This window comes from Robbsia sp. KACC 23696 (assembly GCF_039852015.1).
Classification (GTDB): domain Bacteria; phylum Pseudomonadota; class Gammaproteobacteria; order Burkholderiales; family Burkholderiaceae; genus Robbsia.
Genome location: NZ_CP156626.1, coordinates 922,303 through 947,770, shown reverse-complemented (window position 1 = coordinate 947,770; position 25,468 = coordinate 922,303). Strand labels below are relative to the sequence as shown.

Genomic DNA, 25,468 nt, shown 5'->3' with positions numbered 1-25,468 from the left:
AGAAAGATGGAACTGCACCCTTATCGCCTGGATCACGGCCTGACCGATGTCAGCCAGCTCGACGCCGCCGACCGTCCTCGCCTGCCGGCCGGGCCGGCTTCGCTGCTGCCGACGACCAGCCCGGCAAGCGGGCCGTTGCAGCGATTATTTCGCGAGCAGGGCCTGGATGTCTATTTGACCGCCGCGCTGGGTGGCCCGAGTGCCGCAAGCGGCAACGCGGACGCTGCATCGGCATCGGCGTTCGCGTCTGCGCCGCTTGTTGACGCGCAATCGTTCACGACGCCCCGAGGCTATGGGCAGGCACTCGATCAAGCCTGCGTATTGCTCGAGCAGAAACTTGCCGCGCGCGGCGATCCCGGCGACGCATCGACAAAGATCATGCGCTCGGCGCTGCGGGTACTCACGTCGACCGCCGAGATGCGCGCCGAGCTGGCAATGCTCCGCGGCCTGTTGCTGGCAGGGTGACATGACTGCCGCACGCGACGCGTCGCCGCTACGCCAACTCGGGCCCGCATCGGTCGCCCCGTTTGCGGCGCAGGTGCGAACGCCGCCCGTGCTGGTGGAGAACCGCGGCGACCGCGCCTTCATCGCGCACCTCGCCTTCCTGTTCCTGGCGCACGATCGGGCCGAGCGCGCCGTCGCCCTGTTCGTCCTGCTCGCCCACAACGCGGCGGCCGACGACCCGATCCGGGGCGCGCTTGCGCTGGCGCAGTTGCGGTCCGGCAAGCCGAAAGCAGCATTCACGACGCTGTCGACCATCCCCATCGCGCTTCAGGTGCAGGCCCCGTACCAACTGCTGCGTGCACAGATTCTCGGCGCGCTCGGCCGACATGAGGAAGCGGCGCGAGCGATGCGGGCCTTCGCCGTGGCCTTCGCGGCAGACCCGTTGCGCGCGGCCGTCGATGCGCGCGCCGCGGCAGACGTTTAACGCCCTCCTCTCCCTCTCCCCGGCCAATCATGTATCAAACCCTGCAACGCGTGGTAGCGCTGGCCACCAGTCGTAACGACATCGTGCTGGCCTTCGTCTTGGTCGCCGTCGTGTTCATGATGATCCTGCCGCTGCCCACCTGGCTCGTGGACACGCTGATCGCGATCAATATGACGCTGTCGGCGATCCTGCTGATGGTGGCGATGTACCTGCCCTCACCGCTGGCGTTTTCTTCGTTTCCCTCGGTATTGCTGATCACCACGCTGTTTCGACTTTCCATCTCGATTTCCACGACGCGGCTGATCTTGCTGCAAGGTGATGCCGGGCATATCGTCGAGACCTTCGGCAACTTCGTCGTGGGCGGCAATCTCGTCGTCGGCCTCGTCGTCTTCCTGATCCTGACGATCGTGCAATTCATCGTGATCACCAAGGGCGCCGAACGCGTGGCGGAAGTGGCCGCGCGCTTCTCGCTGGACGCGATGCCGGGCAAGCAGATGTCGATCGACGCCGACATGCGCGCCGGCGCTATTGATTTGACCGAAGCGCGCAAGCGCCGCTCACGGGTCGAAAAAGAAAGCCAGTTATACGGATCGATGGACGGCGCGATGAAGTTCGTCAAAGGCGATGCGATTGCCGGCATCATCATCGTTTTCGTCAATATGCTCGGCGGCATCATCATCGGCAGTGTCCAACGCGGCATGCCGATAGCGGAAGCGATCAGCACCTATTCGGTTCTGACGATCGGCGATGGCCTGATCGCTCAGATCCCCGCCCTGTTCATCGCCATCTGTGCCGGCATTATCGTGACCCGCGTGCAAAGCGGCGAAGGCGAGTCGAACGTCGGCCGCGATATCGGCATCCAGATCCTGCAGCAGCCTCGCGCGTTGCTGATCGGCGCAGGGGTTGCACTGGGCATGGGTATGATTCCGGGCATGCCGATGGCCGTGTTTATTAGCCTGGCGATTCCAGCCGGTGTAATCGGCTTCGTCTTGCTGCGCGCCACGCGCCGGGTCGTCGATGCGAAGACCGGCGCCGTCTCGGAAATCCCGGGACTGCGCGCGGCGGGACAAGGCGCGGAATCGCCGGAGCCCACCGAGGAACATACCGAGTTCACGCCGACGGTGCCGCTCAGCGTCGATGTCGCATCGGGTTTGCGCAGCACGTTCAGCGCGAATGTCCTGAATAGCGAATTGATCAAGATCCGACGGGCGCTGTACGCGGATCTGGGCGTGCCCTTCCCCGGCATTTCGTTGCGCTTCACGAATACGCTCGCCGATGAGCGCTACAGCGTGCTGTTGTCCGAAGTGCCGGTGGCGAGCGGCCGTCTCCGTCCGAACCATCTGCTGGCACGCGACACGCAACGCAATCTGGAAGCGCTGCAAGTGCCGTTCGAAACGGACGCGACCTTTCTGCCGAACATCCCGACTCTGTGGGTCGATGCCGAATTGCGGCAGACCTTGACCAACGTCGGCATCGGGACGATGGACGCCAGCCAGATCCTGACCTACCACCTCGCCTTCGTCCTGAAGAAATACGCGGCGGATTTCATCGGCATTCAAGAGACGCGCTTTCTGATCGAATCGATGGAAGGCCGCTTCCCGGATCTGGTCAAGGAAACGATGCGCGTGATGCCGATCCAGAAAATCGCCGAAATCCTGCAGCGGCTTGTTTCGGAAGACATCTCGGTGCGCAATCTGCGCGGCATCCTGGAGGCGCTGATCGAATGGGGGCAGAAGGAAAAGGACACCGTGCTGCTGACCGAATATGTTCGCATCAGCCAGAAACGCGAGATCAGCTACAAGTTCGCCAGCAGCCACAACGTGCTGCCCGCCTACCTGCTATCGCCGGCGATCGAGGATACCGTGCGAAGCGCCATTCGGCAGACCTCCGGCGGCAGCTATCTCGCGCTCGATCCCTCTGTCTCGAAATCACTGATCGCCGCGATCAAGCATGTCGTGGGCGATCTGCGCAGTGGCGCGCACGCCCCGGTCATGCTGACGTCGATGGATATCCGGCGCTATATGCGCAAGCTGATCGAAACCGACTTCTACGAGCTGCCGGTGCTGTCGTATCAAGAGTTGACATCGGAGATCAACGTCCAGCCTCTTGATCGTATCGCTCTCTGACGCAGGTTCGATCATGCATGTGCCGCTGCAAACGTCAGCCCGATGCCGGCTGCAACGCCGTCAGATCGTCGATGACGGGAAACAACGCAATGAAGCCGCTCATCTCGAACACCTCACGGACATTGGCTTTCAACGTCGCCAGCACCAGTTGGCCTTTGACGCCCCCTTCGGGCGCGGCACCGGCGCTCGGGCGCGCCAGCCGTTTACCGGCCATCAACAGCACGCGCAAACCGATGGAACTGATATAGCTCAGCCGCGACAAGTCGAGCACGAGATGGCGCCCCCCGTCGTCGAGATAGGCATCGATCGCCCGTCCGAGAAGCGGTGCGCCGTTCCCGTCCAGGCGCCCATTGAGGTGCATGACCTGCCAGCCCTGTTGTTCCGTTTGGTCTATCTGCATGGTTCTGCTTCCGGTTTGTCTCGGCAACATGCCGCCAACGCCCACTCAGTGACGTGCTTCGTGCTTCATATCCTAAAAATAGATAGACGATGAAACCTCAGGATTTCTCAGCGGAGCGCGAAACAGCTGCATCACAGGCATCGGCCGAGTTCGCGTTTCGTATCCTGCGCGGTTGGCATGCCGGCGCGCAGATCGTCCTGCAGCCGGGCGAAACGCTGCGAATAGGCGGAGGCGAGGATTGCGACATCGTCTTGACCGACGAGGTCGTGGCACAGGCAACGCTGCTGGTGCGCTTGATACGCGTGGACGACGGCCGCGTCACAGGCTGGCACCTGCGCCGACACGCGTCGCGCGCGTCGGCGCCCGCGATGTCCGCCGACGAGGGCGGCGACAGACAAAGCGACAGCCATAACGACGACAACGCGCGCCGGAACGACACCGCCACGCCATTCGACGAGCCGGTCCACATCGGTCCGCTGACAGTCACGGTGTCCCGTGCGGACGCGTCCTGGCCCGCCGTGTTCTTGCCGGACGCGCCGACGCCAGCGGTACGCGACGACACACAGTCCACGCCCCAGTCGCTCGACGATACGCCACAAATGGCATCCGACGCGATCGACGACGAAGCGCACGACGCCCGGCAATCGGCAGCGCTCGATGTCGACGGGCGCCCGAGCGAGTCGGAAGCGCCCCTCGGTTCTGCCGGACAAGACGCAATGGCGGCGGAGAAAACCATCCCGCCATCGACGCCGGGCGCTGACGGGCACGATGCGTCGGCGGCACCTTCGCGCGACGACAAAAGAGCGCGCGGGCCGCTATTCGGCTGGCGTCGCGGATTCGGCCGATGGCAAACGGACGGCAACGGCCTACCGATGCGCTGGATCATGGCCGTGGGCGTCCTCGCCATCGTCGCGGCCTTGGTCGCCTTGATCCGCGTGCTACCGGGCCCGGCTCCGACGCCGCCGATGCCGACCACGACGCTTACCGTCGATAGCCTCACGGAGACCCGGATGGCCTTGCGCGCCGCCGGCTGGATCGACGGTATTCGAGCGGATGTCGACAGCGAGGGCCATGTCGTCGTCTCCGGCTGGGTTGCCGACGACGCCGCGCGCGATCGGCTTTCCGCGGCGTTGGCGCGCCTGACGCCGATGCCGGCGATGCGTATCGACATCGTCGCGGATGCGGTCCAGGCCGGCCGTGACGCGGCAGCGCGTTTCGGCCCGTTTCTGAGTATCGACGCCGGCAGTGTCGGCACGTTACGCATCCGCGGCGTGGTGTTGCCACCATCCGATCCCGATGCGCTGCTTGCCATGCCGACCAGGACGATCGAGACCGGCGCGGGGGCAGCGACATCGCTCCCAGGCGCCCCGACGACCGACACGCCCACCGCCGCACCGAACGCCACACCGAACGCGGTCCTGCCGAACGGCAGCGAGGACGATCCCCTGCTGCCGACGTTGCGTGCCGCCTTGCACGCCGCGCTTGCCGCTGCGGTGCCGAACGCCACGCTGAACGATGCCGCTTTGCTGACGACCGACGGCGCGGTGCGGGCGCTCGCGGCCGCTTTGGCCCAGGCGAGGCTGCCGCGCGCCGCCATCCATTGGGAACGCAACACTCTCGTCGGCGTCGATACCGCCAGCCGCCGCGCCGACCGTAGCGACGCATCGCAGAGGGTCGGGCAGTTGTTGCTGGATGCGCCAGCGGGAACGGACATCGGCCAACTGCAACATACCGTGGAGGGCTTCCGCAATCGCTATGGCGATCGAATCCCGATTCGTACGCTGATAGCCGGCAGCCGGGCGATGTTCGCGCCGGCCCAGTTGCCCTTTGCGATCGTCTCGATCAGTAGCGGCCCGTTGCCCTCGGTCGTCGTGGACGGCAGCGTGCGGCTTCTGCCCGGCGGCACCTATCGCGGCTTCCGGCTGGTCCATGTCGACGACGACGCTGTGGTCTTCGATCGTGTCCCGGGCGTCGTGTCGGGCATATCGTCATCGCCGCCCGCTTCGACGCGGATCGTCTTGCAGCGCTAAGCCTCCCTTCTGTCCCAGGAAACGACGCCATGACTCGCTCTTTGCCTCCCACCGCGCCGATGTCCAGCACCGCGCCACCGCTTGCGCCGGGCGACGCCCCCATCGGCATCCCCGGTCGCCCCGGTACCCGGGCCGAATGCGACGTGATAGCAGCACGTCTGGCGTCGATCTCGGACCGTCTGCGCGGCGAGGTCCAGGCCGGCATGCCGCCCGAACGCTATGCGGTCGCGCGCACCTGCGTGGCGGCGCTGGACGCGGCGCTGTCGTTGGTCGACGCGATGCGTCTGAGCTTGGGACCGGATGCCGCCCATGCGCCGAGTGCGCCGAAGCGATGACGTCGCACGCGAACCGCGTCGCCTGACATCCGCCTCGGCGCCACGCGATACCGGCTGGGGCAGGGAACAAGGCCGCCGATCCGGTCACTCACACAGCGCGGCGCCCCCTTCCCCTCGCTAACCTTGCACAGGTATCCGTATGTCCACTTTCTCACCCGACAGCATCATCAGCACACTCGGCACGACGTTGACGTCGGTCGAGACGAGCATGAATCAATTCATCGGTCAGCCTGACCTGTCGACGACCCAATTGATTCAATTCCAGGGGCTGATCGGCAAATGGTCGATGATGTCGAACCTGAACAGCACACTGGTGAAGAGTCTCTACGATACCTTTACCGGCATCGTGCAAAAAATGGCATGAAGACGCTGGCGTCCGTCGCCGGATCGGACCAACGTCTCCCCGCCCGGCGTTCGATGCGCTGCCGTTCATGTCGTCGCCGTCGATTGGCACGGCGATATTCATCGGGGCCCGTCACTGGGGATGAAAGTCGATCTTCTTTGGCGCTACGAGGAACTGCATATCGACGGTCTGCCCATCGGCATGATGTGCGACGGCGATCCGGTACACGGCGACTTATTGCTGTATTCGGCGCTGGGCAAGCCACGACAACAAGATGCCGAGGCGCTGAATCGACGCCTTCTGGAAGGCAACCATCTCTACGCCGGTACCAGCGGCTGCACGCTGGGACGGCATGAGGGCAGCGGCATCGTCACCTTGTATGCGCGGCTGCCGATCCCCCTCACCGTGCCGGCCACGTTGCTGGCCAAAGTGTGCGACCTGCGACACGTCACCTTGATATGGCGTCACGATATCCAGGCGCTGCCCACTCTTCGCGCCTACGCGAATTGACGTCGGCCGAATCGGTGCACGATGCACTGCCGTCAGGCAAGCCTGCCACTGTCCGCGTGAAACGCCATGCGATGCGCGATTTCCGCGCATAGATGCGTAACCCCATAGGTCGTGGCCACCCAGCCTGGCAGCGCGTCGTTCAACGGCTCGTCGCGCCCCACATGCACGACTCGCCGGACCTGCAGCCAGCTCGGGGCGGTAGGTGCCCACGCCGTGACGGTATCCGCTTCCGTCACCACCGCGGCACGGCCGGGGCTCGGCACGCCGGCGTCCAAGGCCACGCCATAGTGTGCAATCGGCCATTTGACTTCGGTATCGGCGCAAACGCCGCCGCCCGGATCCGTCCACAGGTCGACATGAAACGTCGGCGTGTCGCCGAGCAACACCCATTGACCCGGCGCATCGGTCCCCGGCAGCAGCAACCGCTGCGGATCGTCGTCCACGGCGTACCGCGCGATAGCCGGCATTGCCGCGGCCAACAGGCTGCTTTGGTGCAGACGCCGGCTCAGTGCCTGGACAACGGTCTCGTCGCCGTCGCACAGGGAGACGAGCCGCGAGATGAAGGCATCGATCGCCGAAAGCGCGGCGTCCCCGCGCGTATCGCTCGGACCGGACGCCGCGCCCGGCGACGGTAGAACGGAGTCGCCAAGGAAAACGATCGATGCGTCCAACGCTTCCGCGACGAATGCGGGATCGAGTATCTGCCGCACGCCACCGGTGTCGGCGTCGGTGCCCCGCCCGCTTTCGGACGACGCCCCGCCGGCGCGACGAGATAATGTATGCAGCATGTTTCTCATAAATGGATCGGCTTCGTCGCTTGGCGCCATGATCGTCGTGAACGACGACGCCGTTTGCACCGATGCGATCGTGCCGCTCCAGTGCCGCGCGATGCCGATCCGCACGCTGCCGTCGAACGGTGCGATACGCGCGGGGGCGAACGCGGCGCGGACTTCGCGTAACGGCGTGTGTCGATCGGCCGGCAATGCGCTTTGCTGCTCGGCGAGCAGCTGTAACGCACGCTGCAAGGTGCGATGCGTGACCGCGCTGGCATCGGCCGGGGGCGCGACCGATTCGCTTTCGCTTTCCCCCCCGTCATCGGCCTGACGCAGCGCCGACAGCATGGCCGGCGTGGTCGACGCGGACAGCGACAACATATGCCCGAGCGCATCGGCCAGCGCGTCGGTGCGGGGTGCCCGACTGGCCGCCGCCGTCAGGGAGACGGCCAGGGCGGCGTCGGGCGTCAAATCCTGATCCTGCTGAAAATAGCCCACGGCGAGCGGCGCGGAGCGATCGTCGACTGGACCATTGGCACCGTTGCCACCGTTGGACAATACGCGCACGAGGTCTTGCAGTGCATCCAAGGCCGAGATCACCTGTTGGCGCAATGTCTGCGACGTCCGAATATATACATGATCGGTCGGACGCCACGTAAAAACGGCCGTCGACGCAACCTCGCCCGCTCGTCCGACCGGCGCGTCGCCTGTACTGCCCGAAACGTGCCGTGCTGCCGGCATGTCGCGATCCGACGGCGCCGCGTCCACCCGCGCCGCGTGGCGACGATGCAGTTCGGCTTCCGTCGGCGACGATCCGTCCGCCCCATCGGGCACGATGTCCGGCGCAGCATAATGCGATAGCCGATCCATCACCGTACGCTGCAGGCTCTGGGCCGTGTGCGCGTTGGCGCTCGCGCCGCTTATCGCCGCGGCCAGGGCCGCATTGCTGCTTCCGTCGGTCACCTCCACCGCGTGCCAGCCGATCAGACCCGGCACCGCGCCCGTCCCTGCCAACCCGATTGCTGACGACATGCCTTCTCCTGGCCTGAATCGATGAGGACCTGTCGGCGTCAGACGGTCTGTGGGGAAGGGGAACCGCCGGAGCCTGCGGACGAGCCGGTCATCAGCGTCATGTGATTCATGCCGCCGTTACCGCCGTCCATCTCGACCGGAAGGGTCTGCAACATCGCTTGCGCATCACTGACGAAAGCCTTCACTTGGCGCGCGGCATCCGGTGCGACGGCCGACACCAGACGGATCGTCTTGAACAGATTGATCGAATCGCGTTGCGCGTCGAAGCCGAAATAGGCGCCACCGGTGGCCAGGCCGAAGAGGTGCATGCGCAGCAGCATTCCGTAGACATCGGCGCGCGCCGCTTCGCTCACCCGTCCCAACGGCGCATAGAGCCAGACCACCTGCCGTTCGTTATCGCATTCCAGCGTCAACTCGAGCGCCTTGCCGCCGGGATGATCCATCCGCACCAGACAACTGCCGGTTTCGATGACTTGATCGATATCGATCTTTTCCTGCAGTCCCAGCGCCAACAATAAATCGCGGTATTGCATCATCAGTATGTCTCCTCAGACCGGCATGACGAAGGGGGAACCACTACCGGCCGCGTTCGGGCCGGCGCCCGCGCCGGGCATCGAGGAGGTGCCAGGACGCAACATCGGACCGGACCCGGGGGCACCGTTTGCCCCCATTGCGTCGGATGGCATGTTCAGCGGAATGTTCTTCAAGTCCGGCAGGGCGGCGGACCAGCGCATGGCTTGATTAACGAAGGATTCGACTGCTTTCATCCCGGCGGCACGGTCCAGGCCCCCAAGTGCGACGGTACGGAACAACGTCACCTGGTTCGCGCTCTCGTCGAAGCTGAAATACGCGTCATCGGTGACGAGGCCGAGCAAATGGATCTGCATCAGAACCGGAAACAGCAGTACCTGGTCTTCGCGCGAAATCGTCCCCAGTACTGCGAAGAGATTGGCGCCGACGCCCTCCGGTGCGGACGCCAACGTGATATCCACCTTGTCGTCGAAGCGAATCGAGCAGGACCCGCCATTCTTTACGTCTTTCAGATCGAGCTTCGTCTCAGCGCTCAGCGCTTCCAGCAATTCAGTGAAATTCATTCCAGCCTCGGGCGAGTAAACGGAAAAAGGGCCAAGTAGGGTTCCCGCATGGCCGCTCTGTAACCGCCTGGCGCCCCGGGTTCCCTGCTTCGCCCCTTCTCCGTTTCGATTGCCCGCAACGGCCTGCCCGCCGTTGCGCCGGCACACCGTGGGGCAAATCGAGCGGCATTGCACGCGCTCGACTCGCCCTCGCCGTTTTATCGATCGATGCTTTTCATCCGGGCATCGCTATAGCGCGCGCCGGAAACACTGTTCGGCGGCAGCGCGCCGTCCAATGCCTTCAACTCGTCCACCGACAAGGTTATCGACATCGCCGCCGCATTCTCTTCCAGATAGCTGCGCCGTTTCGTGCCCGGGATCGGCACGATATCCTCACCTTGGTGCAGCACCCAGGCCAGCGCGATCTGCCCTGCCTTTACGCCCTTGTGGCGCGCGATGTCCTGCACCACCGAGGCGGCCTTCATGTTCGCATCGTAATTCTCGCCCTGCAGACGCGGATCGTCGTGGCGGAAGTCGTCGGGCGGATAGTCCTCGGCGCGCTTGGCAGTCCCGGTCAGAAAGCCCCGTCCCAGCGGACTGAAGGGCACAAGCCCGATGCCCAGCTCACGCAACACGCCGATGATGCGCGGCGCCAGATTACGTTCCCAGAGCGAAAACTCGCTTTGCAGCACGGAAATGGGCGCGGTGGCGTGGGCTTTGCGAATATTCGCCTCGCCCGCTTCCGAGAGTCCGAGATAGCGCACCTTACCCTGCTCCACCAGCCGCGACATCGCCCCGACGGTTTCCTCGATCGGCACGGCCGGGTCGACGCGATGCTGATACAACAGATCGATGTGATCGGTGTTCAAACGCCGCAACGAGCCTTCGACCGCTTCGATCACATGTTCCGGGCGGCTATTCAGTCCGGTCGTCTTGCCTTCCTCGATTCGCATGCCGAATTTCGTTGCGAGGATAATTTTGTCGCGATGCGGCTTCAGCGCGCGGCCCAACAGCGTCTCGTTCGTGAACGGCCCATAGACTTCGGCGGTATCGAAGAGCGTGATGCCGAGGTCGATCGCGCGATGCAACGTGGCGATCGCTTCCGCCTCGTCCGCGGGGCCATAGGATTGGCTCATCCCCATGCAGCCCAGTCCGATCTTCGATACTTCCAGGCCTTGGCGGCCCAGTTTTCGTTTTGCTGACACGACAGGTCTCCAGACAAATTCTTTAAAAAGTCGGCGCGCCACCCGAATAAACGGCGGGGGAGGCGCATACAATGGACACTCCCGATACGATAATCCGTTTTGCGCCCATGCGTGTTTCCTCCGTCCGCGCCCGGACCGCTGCACGACTTCCCTCCCGCGCGGCCTGGCGCAGTCTTCCCTGGGCCGATGCAGGCCATGCCGCCGTGGTCAGTGCCGTACCGGTCATCCTGGCGGTCCTGGTCGGCGAGCCGCGCCTGGGCTGGAGCGCCATCGCCGCGTTCTGGGCGTGTTTCGCCGACCCTGGCGGTCCGCTCCTGCGCCGGATCGGCGCGATGTCCGCCGTCGCGCTTGTGGGGGCCCTGTATTGTTTCCTCGGCAGCGCGGCGCAGCACGTGCTGTGGTTGCTGCTGCCACTGACCTTCCTCTGTTGCACGACGGCCAGCCTCGCGCAATTGACCGGGCCGTCGAATGCCATTGTCGGCACGCTCGTCTGCGCCGGATTCGTCGTTTCGACTGAATTGCCCACGCACGACATCCGCGACAGCGCCACCTATGCGGTGTTCTTCATCTGCGGCGGCGTCTGGGCCATCGTTATGACCGCGCTGGTCTGGCGACGGCGTCCCTGGCGTCACGCCACCGCGGCAGTCGCCGGCTGCTTTGTCGAGCTGGGCGACTATGCGCATGCGCTCGGATTGCGCTATATGCCATCGCCCGCACGGGAAGCGCGCCGGGAAGCGCGACGCAAGGCACGGGATGAGAACGGCGAAGAGACCGATGCCCTGCGCGATCTGAGCATCACCCATCGCCAGCTGTTGCGCGCCCGGATCGAAGCAGCGCGCGCTCGAGTCCGCGAAGTGCTGGGCAGCCGTCCATCGCGTGGCGAACGCGGCCAGCAATTACTGGCGCTGCTCGATGCGGCGGAGGCCGGCTTCGTCGTACTGGTGGCGCTGTCGGATACGCTCGCTGCGCGGCCTCGTGCCGAGACGATCCGCGCAGAGGATCGCATTGCCGACGCCAGCATCCTGCGCGTGCTCTATCGTTTCGGGCAATGCGCGGATGGGATTGCCGACGTCTCGGACCTCACCGATCCGCGGCAGCGGCAACGACTGCAACAAGCGCTGGGACAAGTCGATCAAGCCGTGCGTCAGGCCCATGCCTCGGTGCGCGCGCTCGACGTCGTACAGGATCTCCCGATGCACACGGTCCTGCGCCTGCTGACGCAATTGCTCGATGCCGGCGCCACGGCGGTCGCCGTGTTGATCCAAGGCAGCACGGATGAAACGACGCGGCCCGCGCCGGACGCGGCGCAGACCGATGCGCCACGCACCGCGGCACCGATGTCGATGTCGATGTCGATGCTGCCGGACCTATGGCATCGGCTAGGCGCCATGTTCCAACACGGCTTCGTGATCGCGCGACGAGAGCTGCATCCGCGTACGCGCGTCGCACGGCATGCGTTGCGGGTCGGTATCGCTACCACGCTGTCGGTCGCGCTTTGCAAGACGTTCGCACTGAATCACGGCTATTGGATGTCGCTGACGGTCGTGTTCGTGTTGCAGCCCTACCTGACGTCCACCTGGCAACGTGCCTTCGATCGCATTGCCGGGAGCGTGATCGGTGCGGTAGGCGCATCGCTGGTCGGTATCCTGCTTCCTTCGCCGTTGGCCGTCGGCTTGGCCGTGCTGCCGATCGCCATCGGCACCTTCGTCGGCCGCACGGTCCATTACGCCGTGTTCACTTTTTTTGTCACCTTGCAGTTCGTCCTCGTCGCCGAGATTCAGCAGCCCGCCTCGCATGAATTCGTGCTGGCCGCATTACGTGCGATGAACAGCATCTACGGCGGTCTGCTCGGCCTGGCCATCGGCCAGCTGTTGTGGCCGGAGCGCGGCGGCGAACGCTTGGCGACCGTCCTGGCCGACGCGCTCGATCGTCATGCCGGCTATGTCCGAGAAGTGCTGCGCGGCATGCTGGATCAGAGCAACGAAGGCGGCGCCGGTGCCATGCACGCCGGCGCCACGCCCCAATACACAGCGGGTAAAGCCACGCCGCTCGCGCGCAAACTCGCTGGCTTGCGGCGCGAAGCCTGCGTGGCTGCCGACAATGCGCAATTGCTCCTGCGCGCCTTGCGCCAGACGCCGTTGCAACGCGACCGCCGTCTGGTGTTATGCGCCGCATTGGTCGGCGCAATGAAGGAATTGACGGCCGCGGCGACCGTGCTGGAACTACAGCCGTGGCGGCGACCGGATGCCAGTGGCGACATCGGCGCCACCGCGCACGAGCAAGATATTGCCTTGCTAGCGTATGCGGATGCCGTCGCCGCGCTGCTGCGCGGCGCCGCGCGATGGTTGCGTGACGGTGCGGCAGCCGGGACGCGCCCCGAGATCGTCGCCCCGCTTCGCCCGGTATTGCCTGAGGCCGATGCACGATGGCTCGCCCTGGCTCGACTGGTGAGCGTCGATCGAAAAATCCAGCATGCCTTGCAAGAAGCAGCGGAGGCCGGACACGCCGCCCCGCACACTGGCATCGTCGGCGGATAAAACGACGAAGCCCGTACCGGCAATCGGACCGGGACGGGCTTCTTCAAACGGACCCTCATCGTCGACCACGCCAATACGTTGATCGGCGTGGCGATTCAGGCATCGGGGTAACTCAGACCGCTTGCTGACGCGGCAGAAAGGTCTTGCGCTTCAGTGCGCGCTCGATGTCCTCGAGACTCTTGCCGCCCGTTTCGGGCACGAGGAAATAGACGAACAACCAGCCTGCCGCATTCAAGCCGGCATAGACCCACATCGCGCCGCCGACACCCAGCCAGTGCGTCATCGTCAAGGCGGTGCCGGTCAGCAGCAGATTGGAGCCCCAGAGCATTGCGGCATGCGCACCGGTAGCCGCATCGCGGATCGCGACCGGATAGATTTCGGCACCGGTAAGCCATCCCACCACCTGGATACCGCCGGAATTAAAGATCATGAAAACGATGAGGCAGCCGACGATCCACCATGCCTGCGTCGCGCCCATCAAATTGTAGTGCAGCACGGCGCCCAGTACGATCAACGAGACGACCGCGCCCGGCATCATCCACAGCGTCAATGAACGGCGGCCGGTGTGGTCGACGAACATCTTGCCCAACCACGTCATCACGAGATACGTGACGGCCACGCCCAGCGCCGCCCACAACGCCGACGACGCGCCGAAGCCGGCGTTCTTCAGGAATGTCGGCGTGTAGTAGATCATCATCTCGATGCCGCTCAACTGCGTGAACGCTGCAACGCCAAGCCCCGCCACCAGTGCCGGGCGTACCCACGGTTGACCGAGCGCACGCCAGCCCTTCACGTCGTTGGATTCTTCCTTCTGCACGATGGCTTGGATATCGGCCACTTCGCGATGTACCGCCTTATCGCTTTCACGTACCTTCGACAGTTCGGTCTTCGCGTCCTCGACACGGTCCTGCGTGACCAGCCAGCGCGGGCTGAAAGGCAGCTTCGTCATACCGAGCAACAGCGCCAGCGACGGCACGACCGCCACGCCGATCATCCAGCGCCAATCGAAGAGGTTCTGTCCTGCGACACCGACGATTGCCGCCAACAGAATGCCAATGCCGATCGAGACATTGAAATACGTCACCAGCCTGCCGCGCTTCTCCGGCTCCGCCAGTTCGGCGATATAGGTCGGCACGATCTGCGTGGATCCGCCCACGGCGAAACCCAGCACGAGGCGCGCGGCGATAAGACTCCACATATCGGGCGACAGCGCTGCGGCCACGACGCCGACGCAATAGATAGCCGAGACGATCATGATCGTCCGACGCCGACCGATACGCGCCGACAGATTCGTCGAACTGAGTGCGCCGATCACGGCCCCCAGCAGAATGGCGGCGGCCACCCATTCCTGCTGACGATAGTCGAGATGAAAGTCGTGTGCGATCTGCGGCAATGCGCCCGATATGATCCCGGTGTCATATCCATACAGGCCGCCGGCAATGGCTGAAACCGAGGCCACCATGGCCATGTAGACGTTCGGCGCCATAGCGGTGCTTTGCGTTTGTGCAGAAGTTTCCATAGAAATGAGCCTTTTTTAATGTTTTTTAACTAATTTTTCTCTCTCTTTCAAAATACCATGGTTTGTTGGGGCGGGTTTTCCCTCGGATCGGGTGCAAGTCGCCGGACCGACGTGGTATTTTCCGACACACTCATCGATTCGCCGATACCTCGGCGCCCGCGCCTTCCTATTTCCGCAGGAGCCCACCATGTCGCTGTTTCACGGCCTCAGCGCCTTCCCGATCACGCCAGCCGATGCCGACGGCATCGTCGACACCGATGCCCTCGCGAGTTGCGTCACGCGACTCGTCGTACCGGGCGTGGCATCAATCGGTCTCCTCGGCAGCACCGGTAGCTATGCCTATTTGCGCCGCGAGCAGCGCCGACGCGCGATCGAGGCCGCGGTCGAGGTGTTGGGCGTAACGGAACGGCCGCCACTGATCGTCGGCGTGGGGGCCTTGCGAACCGACGAAGCGCAAGCGCTGGCGCGCGACGCGGAGGCCGCCGGCGCCGATGGCCTGCTGCTGGCACCGGTGTCTTACGCCCCGTTGACTGAAGACGAAGTGTTCGGACTCTTTTCCGCGGTAGCGGGCAGTACCGGTTTGCCGATCTGCATCTATCACAACCCGGGCACCACACACTTCCGCTTCAGCGATGCCTTGATCGTGCGGCTGGCGCAGGTGTCGAACATCGTGGCGGTCAAACAGCCGGGGCTGCCTGCGGCGGAAATCGGCCCCGCGTTCCGGTCGCTACAGACGCAGCTGCCGGGGGATTTCTCGATCGGCTACAGCGGCGATTGGCATGCGTCCGGCGCGTTGCTGGCAGGCGCGCATGCGTGGTTCAGCGTCGTGGGCGGCATCCTGCCGGAAGCAACCGCGCGCCTCGCACTGGCGGCAGTGGCACAGGATCGGGCAGCGGTGCAGCATTACGAGCACGGATTTGCGCCGCTCTGGGCTCTGTTCCAACAATACGGCAGCTTCCGCGTCGTCTACGCCATCGCGGCATTACTCGGCCTGACGACGGCGATGCCGCCGTTACCCGTGATGGGCGTGCCACGTGATTACTGGCCTGCCGTGGAGAAAGCGATACAGTCGGCCAGCGCCGCCTAAAGCTCACCTAAGTCCCACCTTAGATCCGCGTAGGCCGGCCTAGATCCGGTAGGGCATCCGCACACCGGGGACATCTGCTGGAAAGTCCTTGGTGTTTCGTGAAACGAGCAATAGCGAGTGAACCTGAGCGGACGCCCACACGATTGCATCGGGAAGCCGGATCTTGCGCTCCTGTCGAATCGCGATGGCACGGCTCGCGACGGTGGCATCCACGGCAATCACATCGAACGTACCCAACCATCCGCGTATCAATGCGTCTTCGTTTGCCTGAACGCCTACGAGAACCTCCATCCAGGTGATCATGCTGATCGCTTTGGATGTGTATCGGGACAGCTCTCCCTTGGCCGCATCGACACCATTGAGATAGTCGATCAGGATGTTGGTGTCGAAGAGCGCTTTTACCATTCCGAACGCCGCGCTTCTTGATACGCCAGACCGTCCACGCTTCGGCCATCCCATAGCCCGAAAACGTCCGTTGCAGCAGCGGACTGGTAGTGCGCAAGGTAAGCGTCAACCGCGTCGCGAATCACAGCAGCGCGCGGACGACGTTCTGTTTCCGCCCGTTTTCCCAAGGCGTCGACTTGTACGTCGGAGAGGTCTATCAAGATACGGGGCATGCTTCCCTCTCGATTCATATCGTATATCCATATCATATATCAAAGTTACCCTCTCCGCCGCGCTTCTTTCACAGTGCCCGCTAAACACAGTAATCGATGACCACCCGAAGTCCAGCTAGCCGGATGGCATAGCGCGTGGCTGGGTGATAAAACAGGCCCCGGCCCCCCCGACGTGACGCGCAGGCAAAAAAAATCCCGTCAGCACGAGGGTGCTTACGGGATTTTCGTCAGACTTTAGTCAGGCTAATCAGACCAGCGCGTTAGAACGGAATATCGTCATCGCCGTCGAAGCCGGGGTTAGGCGAGTTATAGCCGCCACCGCCGCCCGAGCGACCGCCGCCGCTGGCGCCACCGCTCGAACGACCGCCACCACCGTTGCCGACCGGCTCACGCGAGAAGCCGCCATCGCCACCGTCACGGCCGCCGCTGGAACGACCACCGCCGTTACCGCCGCCGTAACCACCACCGCCGCCGCCGTAACCGCCTTCATCGCCGCCGCCCATGCCTGCGCCGCCACCGCTGCGGCCGCCGAGCATCTGCATCTGGTCTCCGACGATTTCCGTGGCGTACACGTCACGGCCGTCCTTGTCCTGATATTTCCGCGTGCGGATCCGCCCTTCGATATAGACCGAGGAGCCTTTCTTCAGATATTGCGCCGCGATTTCACCCAGCTTATTGAAGAGCGAGATGCGGTGCCACTCGGTGTTTTCCTGGAAGTTGCCGTCCCGATCCTTATAACGCTCCGTCGTCGCCACGCGCAGATTCGTCACGCTCCCGCTCCCGCTCGGGAACGAGCGCGTTTCCGGATCGGCACCGAGATTGCCAACGATGATGACTTTATTGACCGATGCCATGCTTTCTCCTTGCGATTCGGTTAGGCCCGATGTGCGACGACGCCGCCCGTGACGTCGGCCCTGATGGGCCCGTCGTCTCCGGCGGCGTCGCGCATCGATGCCACTATTTTAACTGTCGATAGGTATCGAAATGGGTTGAATGGGGTGCTCGATGCAACTGATTGCCAACACAGCGATCAGGCGCTCTCCGCCGACGTCGTCGACTTGGGCGGCCACGCTTTCATCCTGCTTGCAATGATAAGCCATACGAGCACCAGAAATCCTGTCACCAGAAACACCGAATGCTCACCATGGCTTTTCACCAGCCAGCCCCCCACTGCACCACCGGAAAACAAGCCCAGGGCCTGGAGGGTGTTGTACACCCCCATGGCCGCCCCCTTGCGGGGTCCCGGCGACAATTTCGACACCATCGACGGTTGCGAGGCTTCGAGGATGTTGAATCCCGTGAAGTACACCAGCAACACGATGGCGATAGACCAGATCGTATCAGGCACCCACAACATTGCTACTAGGCCGATCAGCACGAGGAAAATCGCCAGGCTGATCACCGATTTCATCTTGCCGCGCTTCTCCGCGACGATGATCGCCGGCACCATCAGCACGAAAGCGACGCCCATCACCGGAAGATAGACGATCCAGTGCGAGGATACGCCCAGGCCGGCGGCCACCAACATATGCGGCAGCACGACAAACAGCGCGGTCTGCGTCGCATGCAGCACGTACACGCCGAAATTCATCCGCAGCAACTCGGGGTTGCGGAATACGTCCGAGAAAGGCGTGCGAACGGCCGGCACGCCTTTTGGGGCGTCCGGCACGACCCATAACACCACGCCGATCGCAACGATCGACAAAAGGCCGATCACCGAGAACAGCCCTTCCATGCCAATCCAGCGGTACACGACCGGCGCCGCCACGATAGCGACGGCGAAAGACACCCCGATGCTGGCGCCCACGGTCGCCATCGCCTTCGTGCGATTGGCCTCGGACGTCAAATCCGCGATAAAGGCGGTAATGGCCGACGAAATGGCACCGGCGCCCTGGATGGCGCGACCGATGATGATCCATTCGAGATTCGGTGCCAATGCCGCGATCGCGCTTCCCAAGGCAAAAACGAGCAGCCCGGCCACGATCACCGGCTTGCGGCCGATTCGATCCGAAAGCCAGCCGTAAGGAATATACAATAGCGACTGCGTCAGCCCGTAGATACCGATCGCGAGGCCCACGAGTGCGGTGTTGTCGCCGCCGGGGATCGTCTTCGCGTAGATCGAGAAGATCGGCATGATCATGAACAGGCCGAGCATGCGCAGCGCGAAGATCGCGGCGAGCGACAAGGTCGCGCGCCGCTCCAACGCAGTCATGCCGGTGGATGAAGCGTGTGAATGTGACATCGGAGATTCCGCAATTCTGGCAAGGGTCGACGCCCCGCCCGGAGGCGCCGACGCCGATAACTACTGTGCGCCCATCCGCATCGGGGCGCCGGGCACCGCACACCGCAGTGCGCGATCAATGGCAGCGGCACCCGACCCGACGGCCGTCGCGGGCCGTTCGCACCCTAGCCGCACGGCCTCGGCCACCATGCTAGGGCACGCGGCGGCCGACGGCCGGGCGGCGATTTGTCGCGCATTGCTTTTCTGGGAAGCGGGGGACGCTGTCGTTTTTTCTCTTCAGGCAGTCTTCGATCGGAGGGCCTGAGCGGCACGGAAAGCCAAACGCAAGTCGGCTTGTCAGCCATCTGTCAGCGTTGCCAACCAGGCGCAAACGCCCCCGAACTGAAAACAGCGCCGTAGGCGTTACAAGGGCGGCAAAAGACGCGAGACGACCATCCCGCTACGGCGTGCCGGAAAAGTCGCTATAGTAGCAGGTTTGTTCCTTCCGAGATCCGGCCAGCTTCATGGAAGAAATCCGCATTCGTGGTGCGCGCACGCACAACCTGAAGGACATCGATCTGGATTTGCCGAAGCACCGCCTGGTGGTCATCACAGGCCTCTCCGGCTCCGGCAAATCGTCGTTGGCGTTCGATACGCTCTACGCGGAGGGACAGCGCAGATACGTGGAAAGCCTGTCGGCCTACGCCCGGCAATTTCTCCAATTGATGGAGAAGCCGGACGTCGATCTGATAGAGGGGCTGTCTCCGGCCATCTCGATCGAGCAGAAAGCCACCTCTCATAACCCCCGCTCGACGGTGGGTACGGTCACGGAGATCCACGATTACCTGCGTCTGTTGTTTGCACGCGTCGGTACGCCGTTCTGCCCCGATCACGATGTGCCACTGCGCGCGCAAAGTATCTCGCAGATGGTCGACGCGGCGCTGGCCCTGGCCGAAGACACGCGCCTGATGATCCTGGCTCCGGTGGTCTCGAACCGCAAGGGCGAGCATACCGACCTGTTCGACGATATGCAGGCGCAAGGGTTCGTGCGCTTCCGCGTCCGTTCCGGGGGCGGCGCCGCGCATGACGGCGCGCCGAAGATCGTCGATGTCGACGACCTGCCAAAGCTGAAAAAGACCGAGAAACACTCGATCGATGTCGTTATCGACCGGCTCAAGGTCCGCGAGGACATCAAGCAGCGCCTGGCGGAATCGTTCGAAACGGCGATTCGCCTGGCCGACGGGCGCGCGCTGGCGATCGAAATGGACAGCGGCAAGGAGCACGTTTTCAGCTCGAAGTTCGCCTGCCCAATCTGTTCGTATTCGTTGCAGGAGCTCGAGCCGCGTCTCTTCTCCTTCAATAATCCGATGGGGGCGTGCCCGACCTGCGATGGCCTGGGCCAGCAGACCTTCTTCGATCCGAAGCGCGTCGTCGCGCACCCGTCGCTGTCGCTGGCGGCCGGCGCGATCAAAGGCTGGGATCGACGCAATCAGTTTTATTACCAGATGCTGCAGAGTCTGGCCGCGTTCTACGATTTCGACATCGAATTACCGTTCGAGCAATTGTCGGATACGATCCGCGACGTCCTGCTGCACGGCTCCGGCGATGTCGAGATTCCGTTTTCGTACATCAACGAACGCGGCAAGGCCGCGGTACGCTCGCACGCGTTCGAGGGGATCATCCCAAATCTGGAGCGCCGCTTCCGCGAAACGGATTCGACGGCGGTCCGCGAAGAACTGGCCAAGTACCAGAACACGCAGCCCTGCCCCGCCTGCAAAGGCACGCGGCTGCGTCGCGAAGCCCGGTTCGTCCGTGTGGGCGACGGCGAACAGTCGCGCGCGATCTTCGAGATCAGCGTCCTACCGCTGCGGGACGCCCTCGGCTATTTCAGCGAGCTGCGCCTGCAGGGCGCAAAGGGAGATATCGGCGACAAGGTGATCAAGGAGATCATCGCGCGCCTGACCTTCCTCAACAATGTTGGGCTCAACTACCTGTCTCTGGATCGCAGCGCGGACACGCTGTCCGGGGGCGAGGCACAGCGCATCAGACTGGCCTCTCAGATCGGCTCCGGCCTGACCGGGGTCATGTACGTGCTGGACGAGCCGTCGATCGGCTTGCACCAGCGCGACAACGATCGTCTGATCGATACATTGAAACATTTGCGCGATCTGGGTAACTCAGTGATCGTCGTCGAGCATGACGAGGACATGATTCGCGCGTCGGACTACGTCGTCGACATGGGGCCGGGCGCCGGCGTGCATGGCGGCGAAATCGTGTCGCGCGGGACACCGGACGAAATCGCCGCCGACGAGGCATCGACGACTGGCCGCTATCTCAGCGGCAAGCTGGCGATCCCGGTCCCCGCCGACCGACGCCAGCCGGACCCGGAACGGCAATTGCGCATCATTGAGGCCTACGGCAACAATCTGAAACGCGTGTCGGTCAGTCTGCCGGTCGGCCTGCTGACCTGCGTGACCGGCGTTTCGGGATCGGGCAAGTCCACGCTGATCAACGACACGCTGTATAACGCGATCGCGCAGCACCTGTACGGCTCGATCGCCGAACCGGCGGAGCACGAGGCGATCGAAGGGCTCGAGCATTTCGACAAGGTCATTGCCGTGGACCAGTCGCCGATCGGCCGTACGCCACGGTCGAACCCGGCTACCTACACCGGCGTGTTCACTCCGATCCGCGAATTGTTTGCCGGCGTGCCGGCGGCCAAGGAACGGGGGTATGAGGCCGGCCGCTTCTCTTTCAACGTCAAGGGCGGCCGATGCGAAGCGTGTCAGGGCGACGGCGTGCTGAAGGTGGAGATGCACTTCCTGCCGGATGTCTACGTGCCCTGCGACGTTTGTCACGGCGCCCGCTACAACCGGGAAACGCTCGAGATTCAGTACAAGGGCAAGAACATTCGCGAAGTGCTCGATATGACCATCGAGCAGGCGCACGAGTTCTTCAAACCGGTGCCAGTCGTGGCGCGCAAGCTGCGAACGCTGCTGGAAGTGGGATTAGGGTATGTCCGATTAGGCCAATCGGCGACGACACTGTCGGGCGGCGAGGCGCAACGTGTCAAGTTGTCATTGGAACTGTCCAAACGAGACACCGGTCGTACGCTCTATATTCTCGACGAGCCTACAACCGGGCTACACTTCCATGACATTGCGCTTTTGCTGGAAGTGATCCACCGCCTGCGCGAGCAGGGCAACACGGTGGTGATCATCGAGCACAATCTGGACGTGATCAAAACCGCCGACTGGGTCATCGACATGGGTCCCGAAGGCGGCGCCGGCGGCGGCGAAGTCATTGCGCAAGGCACGCCGGAGCAAGTGGCGGCATCGAAGGCGAGTTTTACCGGCAAATACCTGGCGTCGCTGCTCGAAAGGCGCGCCTAGCAACAGAGATCAATGCACGTCGATGGAAAATGTTCGTCCCAGCCGCGGCCAGCGCGTTTCCTCGGCAGATGCATTGCCCGCGTCGGCGGTCCCCACGCCGGCACCTAGCGGCGCGGCCAATCACGCCGCCAGCGTCGGCCACGGCCCCCATCTGGGCGGTGGCGCGGGAGGCCATGGGCCGCGCGGCGGCAGCGGGGGCGGCTTGTCGCCCCGCGCAGCCGCCTGGCTGGAGGGCGTCAGTTACGCGCTGAGCGGACTGGCGCTGGCCGCCGTCCTCTTTCTGCATCTGCTCGGGGGCCTGCTGGCCGGCCTGCTCGTCTACCAACTGGTCTATTCGCTGGCGCCCTTGCTGTCGCGTCGCCTGCCGGGCCGTCGGGCTCGCTGGGTGGCGCTTGCAGTGTTATCGGCCGGTATCGTTTCAGCACTGACGGTCCTGGTGCTGCTGATGATCGCGCATTTCAAAGCCGACGCGGCCACCGTGCCGAAGTTGCTCGACAAGACGATGACCATCATCGATCAGGCGCGGGAACATTTGCCCGATTGGGCCGACGGCTATCTCCCCGACGATATCGACGATATTCGCGCCGCCCTTGCCGGCTTCATGCACGACCACATGTCGACGCTGCAACTGGCGGGTCGCGAGGTGGCACGGGGTTTCGCTCATATCGTGCTCGGCATGATCCTCGGCGCCATCATCGCCGTGGACGCCTCCGATCCGGGCTATCGTCGGCCGCTCGTCGCCTTGTTGGTTACCCGCTTCTCCCGTGTGGCCGACGCTTTCCGCCGCATCGTCTTCGCGCAAGTCAAGATTTCCGCGCTGAATACGATGTTCACGGGCATCTTCCTGCTCGTGGTGCTGCCAATCTTCCACACGCGGCTGCCGCTATCGAAGACGCTGGTGATGATCACCTTCGTCGTCGGGCTGCTGCCGGTGATCGGCAACCTGATCTCGAATACCTTGATCATCATTGCCGGCCTGTCCGTCGGCTTGCCAACCACGATTGCCGCCTTCGCCTTCCTCGTGCTGATTCACAAACTCGAATATTTCCTGAACGCGCGCATCGTCGGGGGGGAAATCGAGTCGAAAGCGTGGGAATTATTGCTGACCATGCTCGTCATGGAGGCTGCCTTCGGCCTGCCCGGCGTCGTCGCGGCGCCGGTCTATTACGCGTACGTCAAGCGTGAATTGCGGCTGAAGCATCTGGTGTAGCAGTGCCACCGCGGCAGCGCGGTATTTCGGTATCGCGTCCGTGCGTTCAACTTCAAGGATGAGGTTCCGATGTTGAAACACACCCAGGCAATCATTCATGCCCCCCCGCCGGAGCGTGCCGTCCGGTCCGCCGTCCCCGATTCGGTCGAACCTGGCTTCGAAGCCGAGGCAGTCCTGGCGGCGGCCCGCCATCAAGCCTTGCATGTCGCCTTCCGAAACCAGCAGGATTGGCTCGAAGAAACCGAGCCCAACGCCGACCAGGCACTGAGCGACGGCACGCTTCACGCCGACGCCCCGGATCCCCTGCCCCCGCGAGCATACGCCTTACAAAGCCCATCCGTGCCGCCTGCCGCGCTCCCGACCGCACCGATGCGCCATTACGGACGTATCGACCGGGCGGATGCCGGTCACGGCGCCACCTTGGATCTGGTCATCACGGCAGCCGACGTCGAGGCAAAATACGAGGACGGCGTGCATCCCGGGGCAGACAAGGCACCCTTCGCGCAGCACCGTATCGAAACAGCTGAAAAATCGCATTCCGGCGGCCTAAATAATTCGTTATCCGAAATATTTAGGGCACTCAAACGCGCCTGGCACACCACGACGCGACATTTGCAGGACCGGTGGCGCGGCGATACCGAAGCAGGGACGAGGGAGCGTGCCGACGCACCGGCACCGGCCGCTGCCGCACACGCGCCCCGCCTCTTGACGTTCGGCACGCTCGGTAGCGCCATCGGCGGGATGTCGAATCTGTTCCTGCTGCACGGCATCAGCGCCATTCCGCTGGTACTGTCGATTTTTCGCTGGCCCGCCGAACAGTCGCACGACAGCTGCAAACCGCCGGCGCCCGAACAGTTGCCCGAATGGGATATCCAGGCCCGGCAAACGGCCATGACGGGCATTGCGCTCGCCGGATCGGGGCTCTATGCCGGACAGGTGCTGAGCCGCCACTGGGATCGACTCTCGACGCGCGGCAAGGCGGTTGCAACGGCCGGCGCCTGCCTGCTCATCGGCGTATCCGGCCTACTGTCTTATTACGACAAGACACTGACGATGGGACGCATGTTGGCCGGTTTCTTCGATAAGTATCTCGAGATATTGGTGACGAACGGTTGGACCACCGAGGTGGGCGCAGGCGTTGGCGATGCCCGTACGCTGACCGCATGGAGCGTCATCATCACCGTTTGTTTATTCACCGTGCACATGATTCGCTCTGGCATCTTCGTCGGAGTGGACGCCTTGCTGAATCAGAAATGGCTGTCGTCTTCAGGCGAAATTCTGATGCGCGCCGTTGGCAAGGTGGTCGCCGAGGTTCTCGCATTCGGCATGCTGATGCCGTCAACCATGGCGCTGGCGAATGCCGTGTTCGGCACGCACTTTATCGTCAGGCCGCCCGCGCGCTCGATACGGCAATCGGCCTTGGACACCGCGACCCGTTGCCTGCGCGCGGCCAGCGGCCAGGACTCCCGCACGCGCTTCCTGCGCGATCTGGCGCGCAATATGGTGCGACCGCTGACAAAACGAGAATTCAGCACCAAGTTCGTGGCCTTGCCCAATCTCGGGCACACCACTGTCTGCTCGGGCGGACAAGCCAATATGAGCGTGGATTTATGGTTTCGCAACGCATTCGGCGAAAGCCTGCTGGAAACGATCAAGACCGGAGAGACACTCAGCCACGCACGGCGCGCGGCCGACTCGGCAGAGCACGACCATGACGGTCCGAACCGAATCATTTCGCTGGTAGGCGACTATCTTCGTGCCGATGCCCTCCCGAGCGAACGCGTGCGCGATGACGACATCGCGCACGCCGATGCGGGAGCCCCGTCGGGCGATCCCTCATATACGATAAGCCGTCCCGCGGCCCGTCGTCGTGCTGTCCCTGCCGCGGACGGCCTTTGAAAAGTCACTAAGCCGAGCGGTCCGCACTGCGCATCGCTCGACAGCCGCGGTTTTTGGCGGCCCTCACCCTTGCCGATGCCGACGCCCGAAGGCCGGACGCCCGATACGGCTTCGGCAACGCGATGCGACGCGGCATCAGCATCAGCATCGGCGTCCGCAACCAGGCGTTAGACAATCATCGTATCGACAAGGGTTAGGCCTTCCGCCCAGCGCTGTTTTCACGCTCTTTAA

General features: G+C 63.7%; 22 protein-coding genes. 12 read left to right on the top strand and 10 right to left on the bottom strand.

Annotated features, from left to right (window positions below; translation table 11 throughout):
* The first annotated feature begins 6 nt into the window (after positions 1-6).
* Genes ABEG21_RS03860 through sctV form a run of 3 tightly spaced genes read left to right on the top strand, consistent with a single transcriptional unit; the run spans position 7 to position 3,054 of the window.
* The gene (locus tag ABEG21_RS03860) at positions 7-465 is read left to right on the top strand and encodes a hypothetical protein (protein ID WP_347555953.1); all 459 of its coding nucleotides are present in this window, start codon (positions 7-9) and stop codon (positions 463-465) included.
* 1 nt (position 466) lies between these two features.
* Positions 467-928, top strand: coding sequence for a hypothetical protein (locus tag ABEG21_RS03855; protein ID WP_347555952.1), 462 nt, complete (start codon positions 467-469; stop codon positions 926-928).
* A 29-nt stretch (positions 929-957) separates the two neighbouring features.
* A complete protein-coding gene (gene sctV, locus ABEG21_RS03850; protein WP_347555951.1) occupies positions 958-3,054 on the top strand; it encodes a type III secretion system export apparatus subunit SctV in 2,097 nt (698 codons plus the stop codon).
* Between the two features lie 34 nt (positions 3,055-3,088).
* On the opposite strand, the gene ABEG21_RS03845 is transcribed toward sctV, so the two are convergent.
* Positions 3,089-3,454, bottom strand: a complete 366-nt coding sequence (locus tag ABEG21_RS03845; RefSeq protein WP_347555950.1) for an STAS domain-containing protein — start codon at positions 3,452-3,454, stop codon at positions 3,089-3,091.
* Between the two features lie 89 nt (positions 3,455-3,543).
* Here ABEG21_RS03845 and ABEG21_RS03840 point away from each other — a divergent pair, with 89 nt between their 5' ends.
* From ABEG21_RS03840 to ABEG21_RS03825, 4 genes are all read left to right on the top strand, one after another.
* Positions 3,544-5,484, top strand: a complete 1,941-nt coding sequence (locus ABEG21_RS03840) for a hypothetical protein (RefSeq protein ID WP_347555949.1) — start codon at positions 3,544-3,546, stop codon at positions 5,482-5,484.
* Between the two features lie 29 nt (positions 5,485-5,513).
* The gene (locus ABEG21_RS03835) at positions 5,514-5,819 is read left to right on the top strand and encodes a hypothetical protein (protein WP_347555948.1); all 306 of its coding nucleotides are present in this window, start codon (positions 5,514-5,516) and stop codon (positions 5,817-5,819) included.
* Between the two features lie 139 nt (positions 5,820-5,958).
* Positions 5,959-6,183 carry an EscF/YscF/HrpA family type III secretion system needle major subunit gene (locus ABEG21_RS03830; protein WP_347555947.1) on the top strand — a complete coding sequence of 75 codons (225 nt, stop codon included), beginning with the start codon at positions 5,959-5,961 and terminating at the stop codon, positions 6,181-6,183.
* A 120-nt stretch (positions 6,184-6,303) separates the two neighbouring features.
* Positions 6,304-6,672: a type III secretion system chaperone gene (locus tag ABEG21_RS03825; protein WP_347555946.1), complete on the top strand. Its 369-nt coding sequence runs from the start codon at positions 6,304-6,306 to the stop codon at positions 6,670-6,672.
* Between the two features lie 32 nt (positions 6,673-6,704).
* On the opposite strand, the gene ABEG21_RS03820 is transcribed toward ABEG21_RS03825, so the two are convergent.
* The 4 genes from ABEG21_RS03820 to ABEG21_RS03805 all read right to left on the bottom strand — a co-directional run bounded on the left by ABEG21_RS03820 (position 6,705) and on the right by ABEG21_RS03805 (position 10,755).
* A complete protein-coding gene (locus ABEG21_RS03820; RefSeq protein ID WP_347555945.1) occupies positions 6,705-8,477 on the bottom strand; it encodes a hypothetical protein in 1,773 nt (590 codons plus the stop codon).
* Positions 8,478-8,515: 38 nt separating this feature from the next.
* Positions 8,516-9,013 (bottom strand): type III secretion system chaperone, encoded by a 498-nt coding sequence (locus ABEG21_RS03815; protein WP_347555944.1) that lies wholly within the window; start codon positions 9,011-9,013, stop codon positions 8,516-8,518.
* Between the two features lie 12 nt (positions 9,014-9,025).
* Complete coding sequence (locus tag ABEG21_RS03810) at positions 9,026-9,571, bottom strand: type III secretion system chaperone (protein WP_347555943.1); 546 nt, start codon at positions 9,569-9,571, stop codon at positions 9,026-9,028.
* A gap of 197 nt (positions 9,572-9,768) precedes the next feature.
* Positions 9,769-10,755 (bottom strand): aldo/keto reductase, encoded by a 987-nt coding sequence (locus ABEG21_RS03805; protein ID WP_347555942.1) that lies wholly within the window; start codon positions 10,753-10,755, stop codon positions 9,769-9,771.
* Positions 10,756-10,862: 107 nt separating this feature from the next.
* On the opposite strand from ABEG21_RS03805, the gene ABEG21_RS03800 reads away from it, so the two are divergent.
* Positions 10,863-13,292, top strand: a complete 2,430-nt coding sequence (locus tag ABEG21_RS03800) for an FUSC family protein (protein WP_347555941.1) — start codon at positions 10,863-10,865, stop codon at positions 13,290-13,292.
* Positions 13,293-13,404: 112 nt separating this feature from the next.
* Here the strand turns inward: ABEG21_RS03800 and ABEG21_RS03795 are convergent, their stop codons facing one another.
* Positions 13,405-14,811: a sugar porter family MFS transporter gene (locus tag ABEG21_RS03795; RefSeq protein WP_347555940.1), complete on the bottom strand. Its 1,407-nt coding sequence runs from the start codon at positions 14,809-14,811 to the stop codon at positions 13,405-13,407.
* A gap of 187 nt (positions 14,812-14,998) precedes the next feature.
* On the opposite strand from ABEG21_RS03795, the gene ABEG21_RS03790 reads away from it, so the two are divergent.
* A complete protein-coding gene (locus ABEG21_RS03790; RefSeq protein ID WP_347555939.1) occupies positions 14,999-15,898 on the top strand; it encodes a dihydrodipicolinate synthase family protein in 900 nt (299 codons plus the stop codon).
* Positions 15,899-15,937: 39 nt separating this feature from the next.
* Here the strand turns inward: ABEG21_RS03790 and ABEG21_RS03785 are convergent, their stop codons facing one another.
* The 4 genes from ABEG21_RS03785 to ABEG21_RS03770 all read right to left on the bottom strand — a co-directional run bounded on the left by ABEG21_RS03785 (position 15,938) and on the right by ABEG21_RS03770 (position 18,757).
* Positions 15,938-16,303 (bottom strand): type II toxin-antitoxin system VapC family toxin, encoded by a 366-nt coding sequence (locus tag ABEG21_RS03785; protein WP_347555938.1) that lies wholly within the window; start codon positions 16,301-16,303, stop codon positions 15,938-15,940.
* Positions 16,297-16,515, bottom strand: coding sequence for a CopG family transcriptional regulator (locus tag ABEG21_RS03780; protein WP_347555937.1), 219 nt, complete (start codon positions 16,513-16,515; stop codon positions 16,297-16,299). The genes ABEG21_RS03785 and ABEG21_RS03780 overlap by 7 nt, the downstream gene beginning before the upstream one ends.
* A gap of 260 nt (positions 16,516-16,775) precedes the next feature.
* A complete protein-coding gene (ssb, locus tag ABEG21_RS03775) occupies positions 16,776-17,369 on the bottom strand; it encodes a single-stranded DNA-binding protein (protein WP_347555936.1) in 594 nt (197 codons plus the stop codon).
* Between the two features lie 176 nt (positions 17,370-17,545).
* Positions 17,546-18,757, bottom strand: coding sequence for an MFS transporter (locus ABEG21_RS03770; RefSeq protein WP_347555935.1), 1,212 nt, complete (start codon positions 18,755-18,757; stop codon positions 17,546-17,548).
* A 503-nt stretch (positions 18,758-19,260) separates the two neighbouring features.
* Here ABEG21_RS03770 and uvrA point away from each other — a divergent pair.
* From uvrA to ABEG21_RS03755, 3 genes are all read left to right on the top strand, one after another.
* On the top strand, positions 19,261-22,128 hold the full coding sequence (gene uvrA / locus ABEG21_RS03765; RefSeq protein ID WP_347555934.1) for an excinuclease ABC subunit UvrA: 2,868 nt from the start codon (positions 19,261-19,263) through the stop codon (positions 22,126-22,128).
* 22 nt (positions 22,129-22,150) lie between these two features.
* The gene (locus tag ABEG21_RS03760) at positions 22,151-23,338 is read left to right on the top strand and encodes a hypothetical protein (protein WP_347555933.1); all 1,188 of its coding nucleotides are present in this window, start codon (positions 22,151-22,153) and stop codon (positions 23,336-23,338) included.
* Between the two features lie 69 nt (positions 23,339-23,407).
* Positions 23,408-25,237, top strand: coding sequence for a hypothetical protein (locus tag ABEG21_RS03755; RefSeq protein WP_347555932.1), 1,830 nt, complete (start codon positions 23,408-23,410; stop codon positions 25,235-25,237).
* The last annotated feature ends 231 nt before the right edge of the window (positions 25,238-25,468 follow it).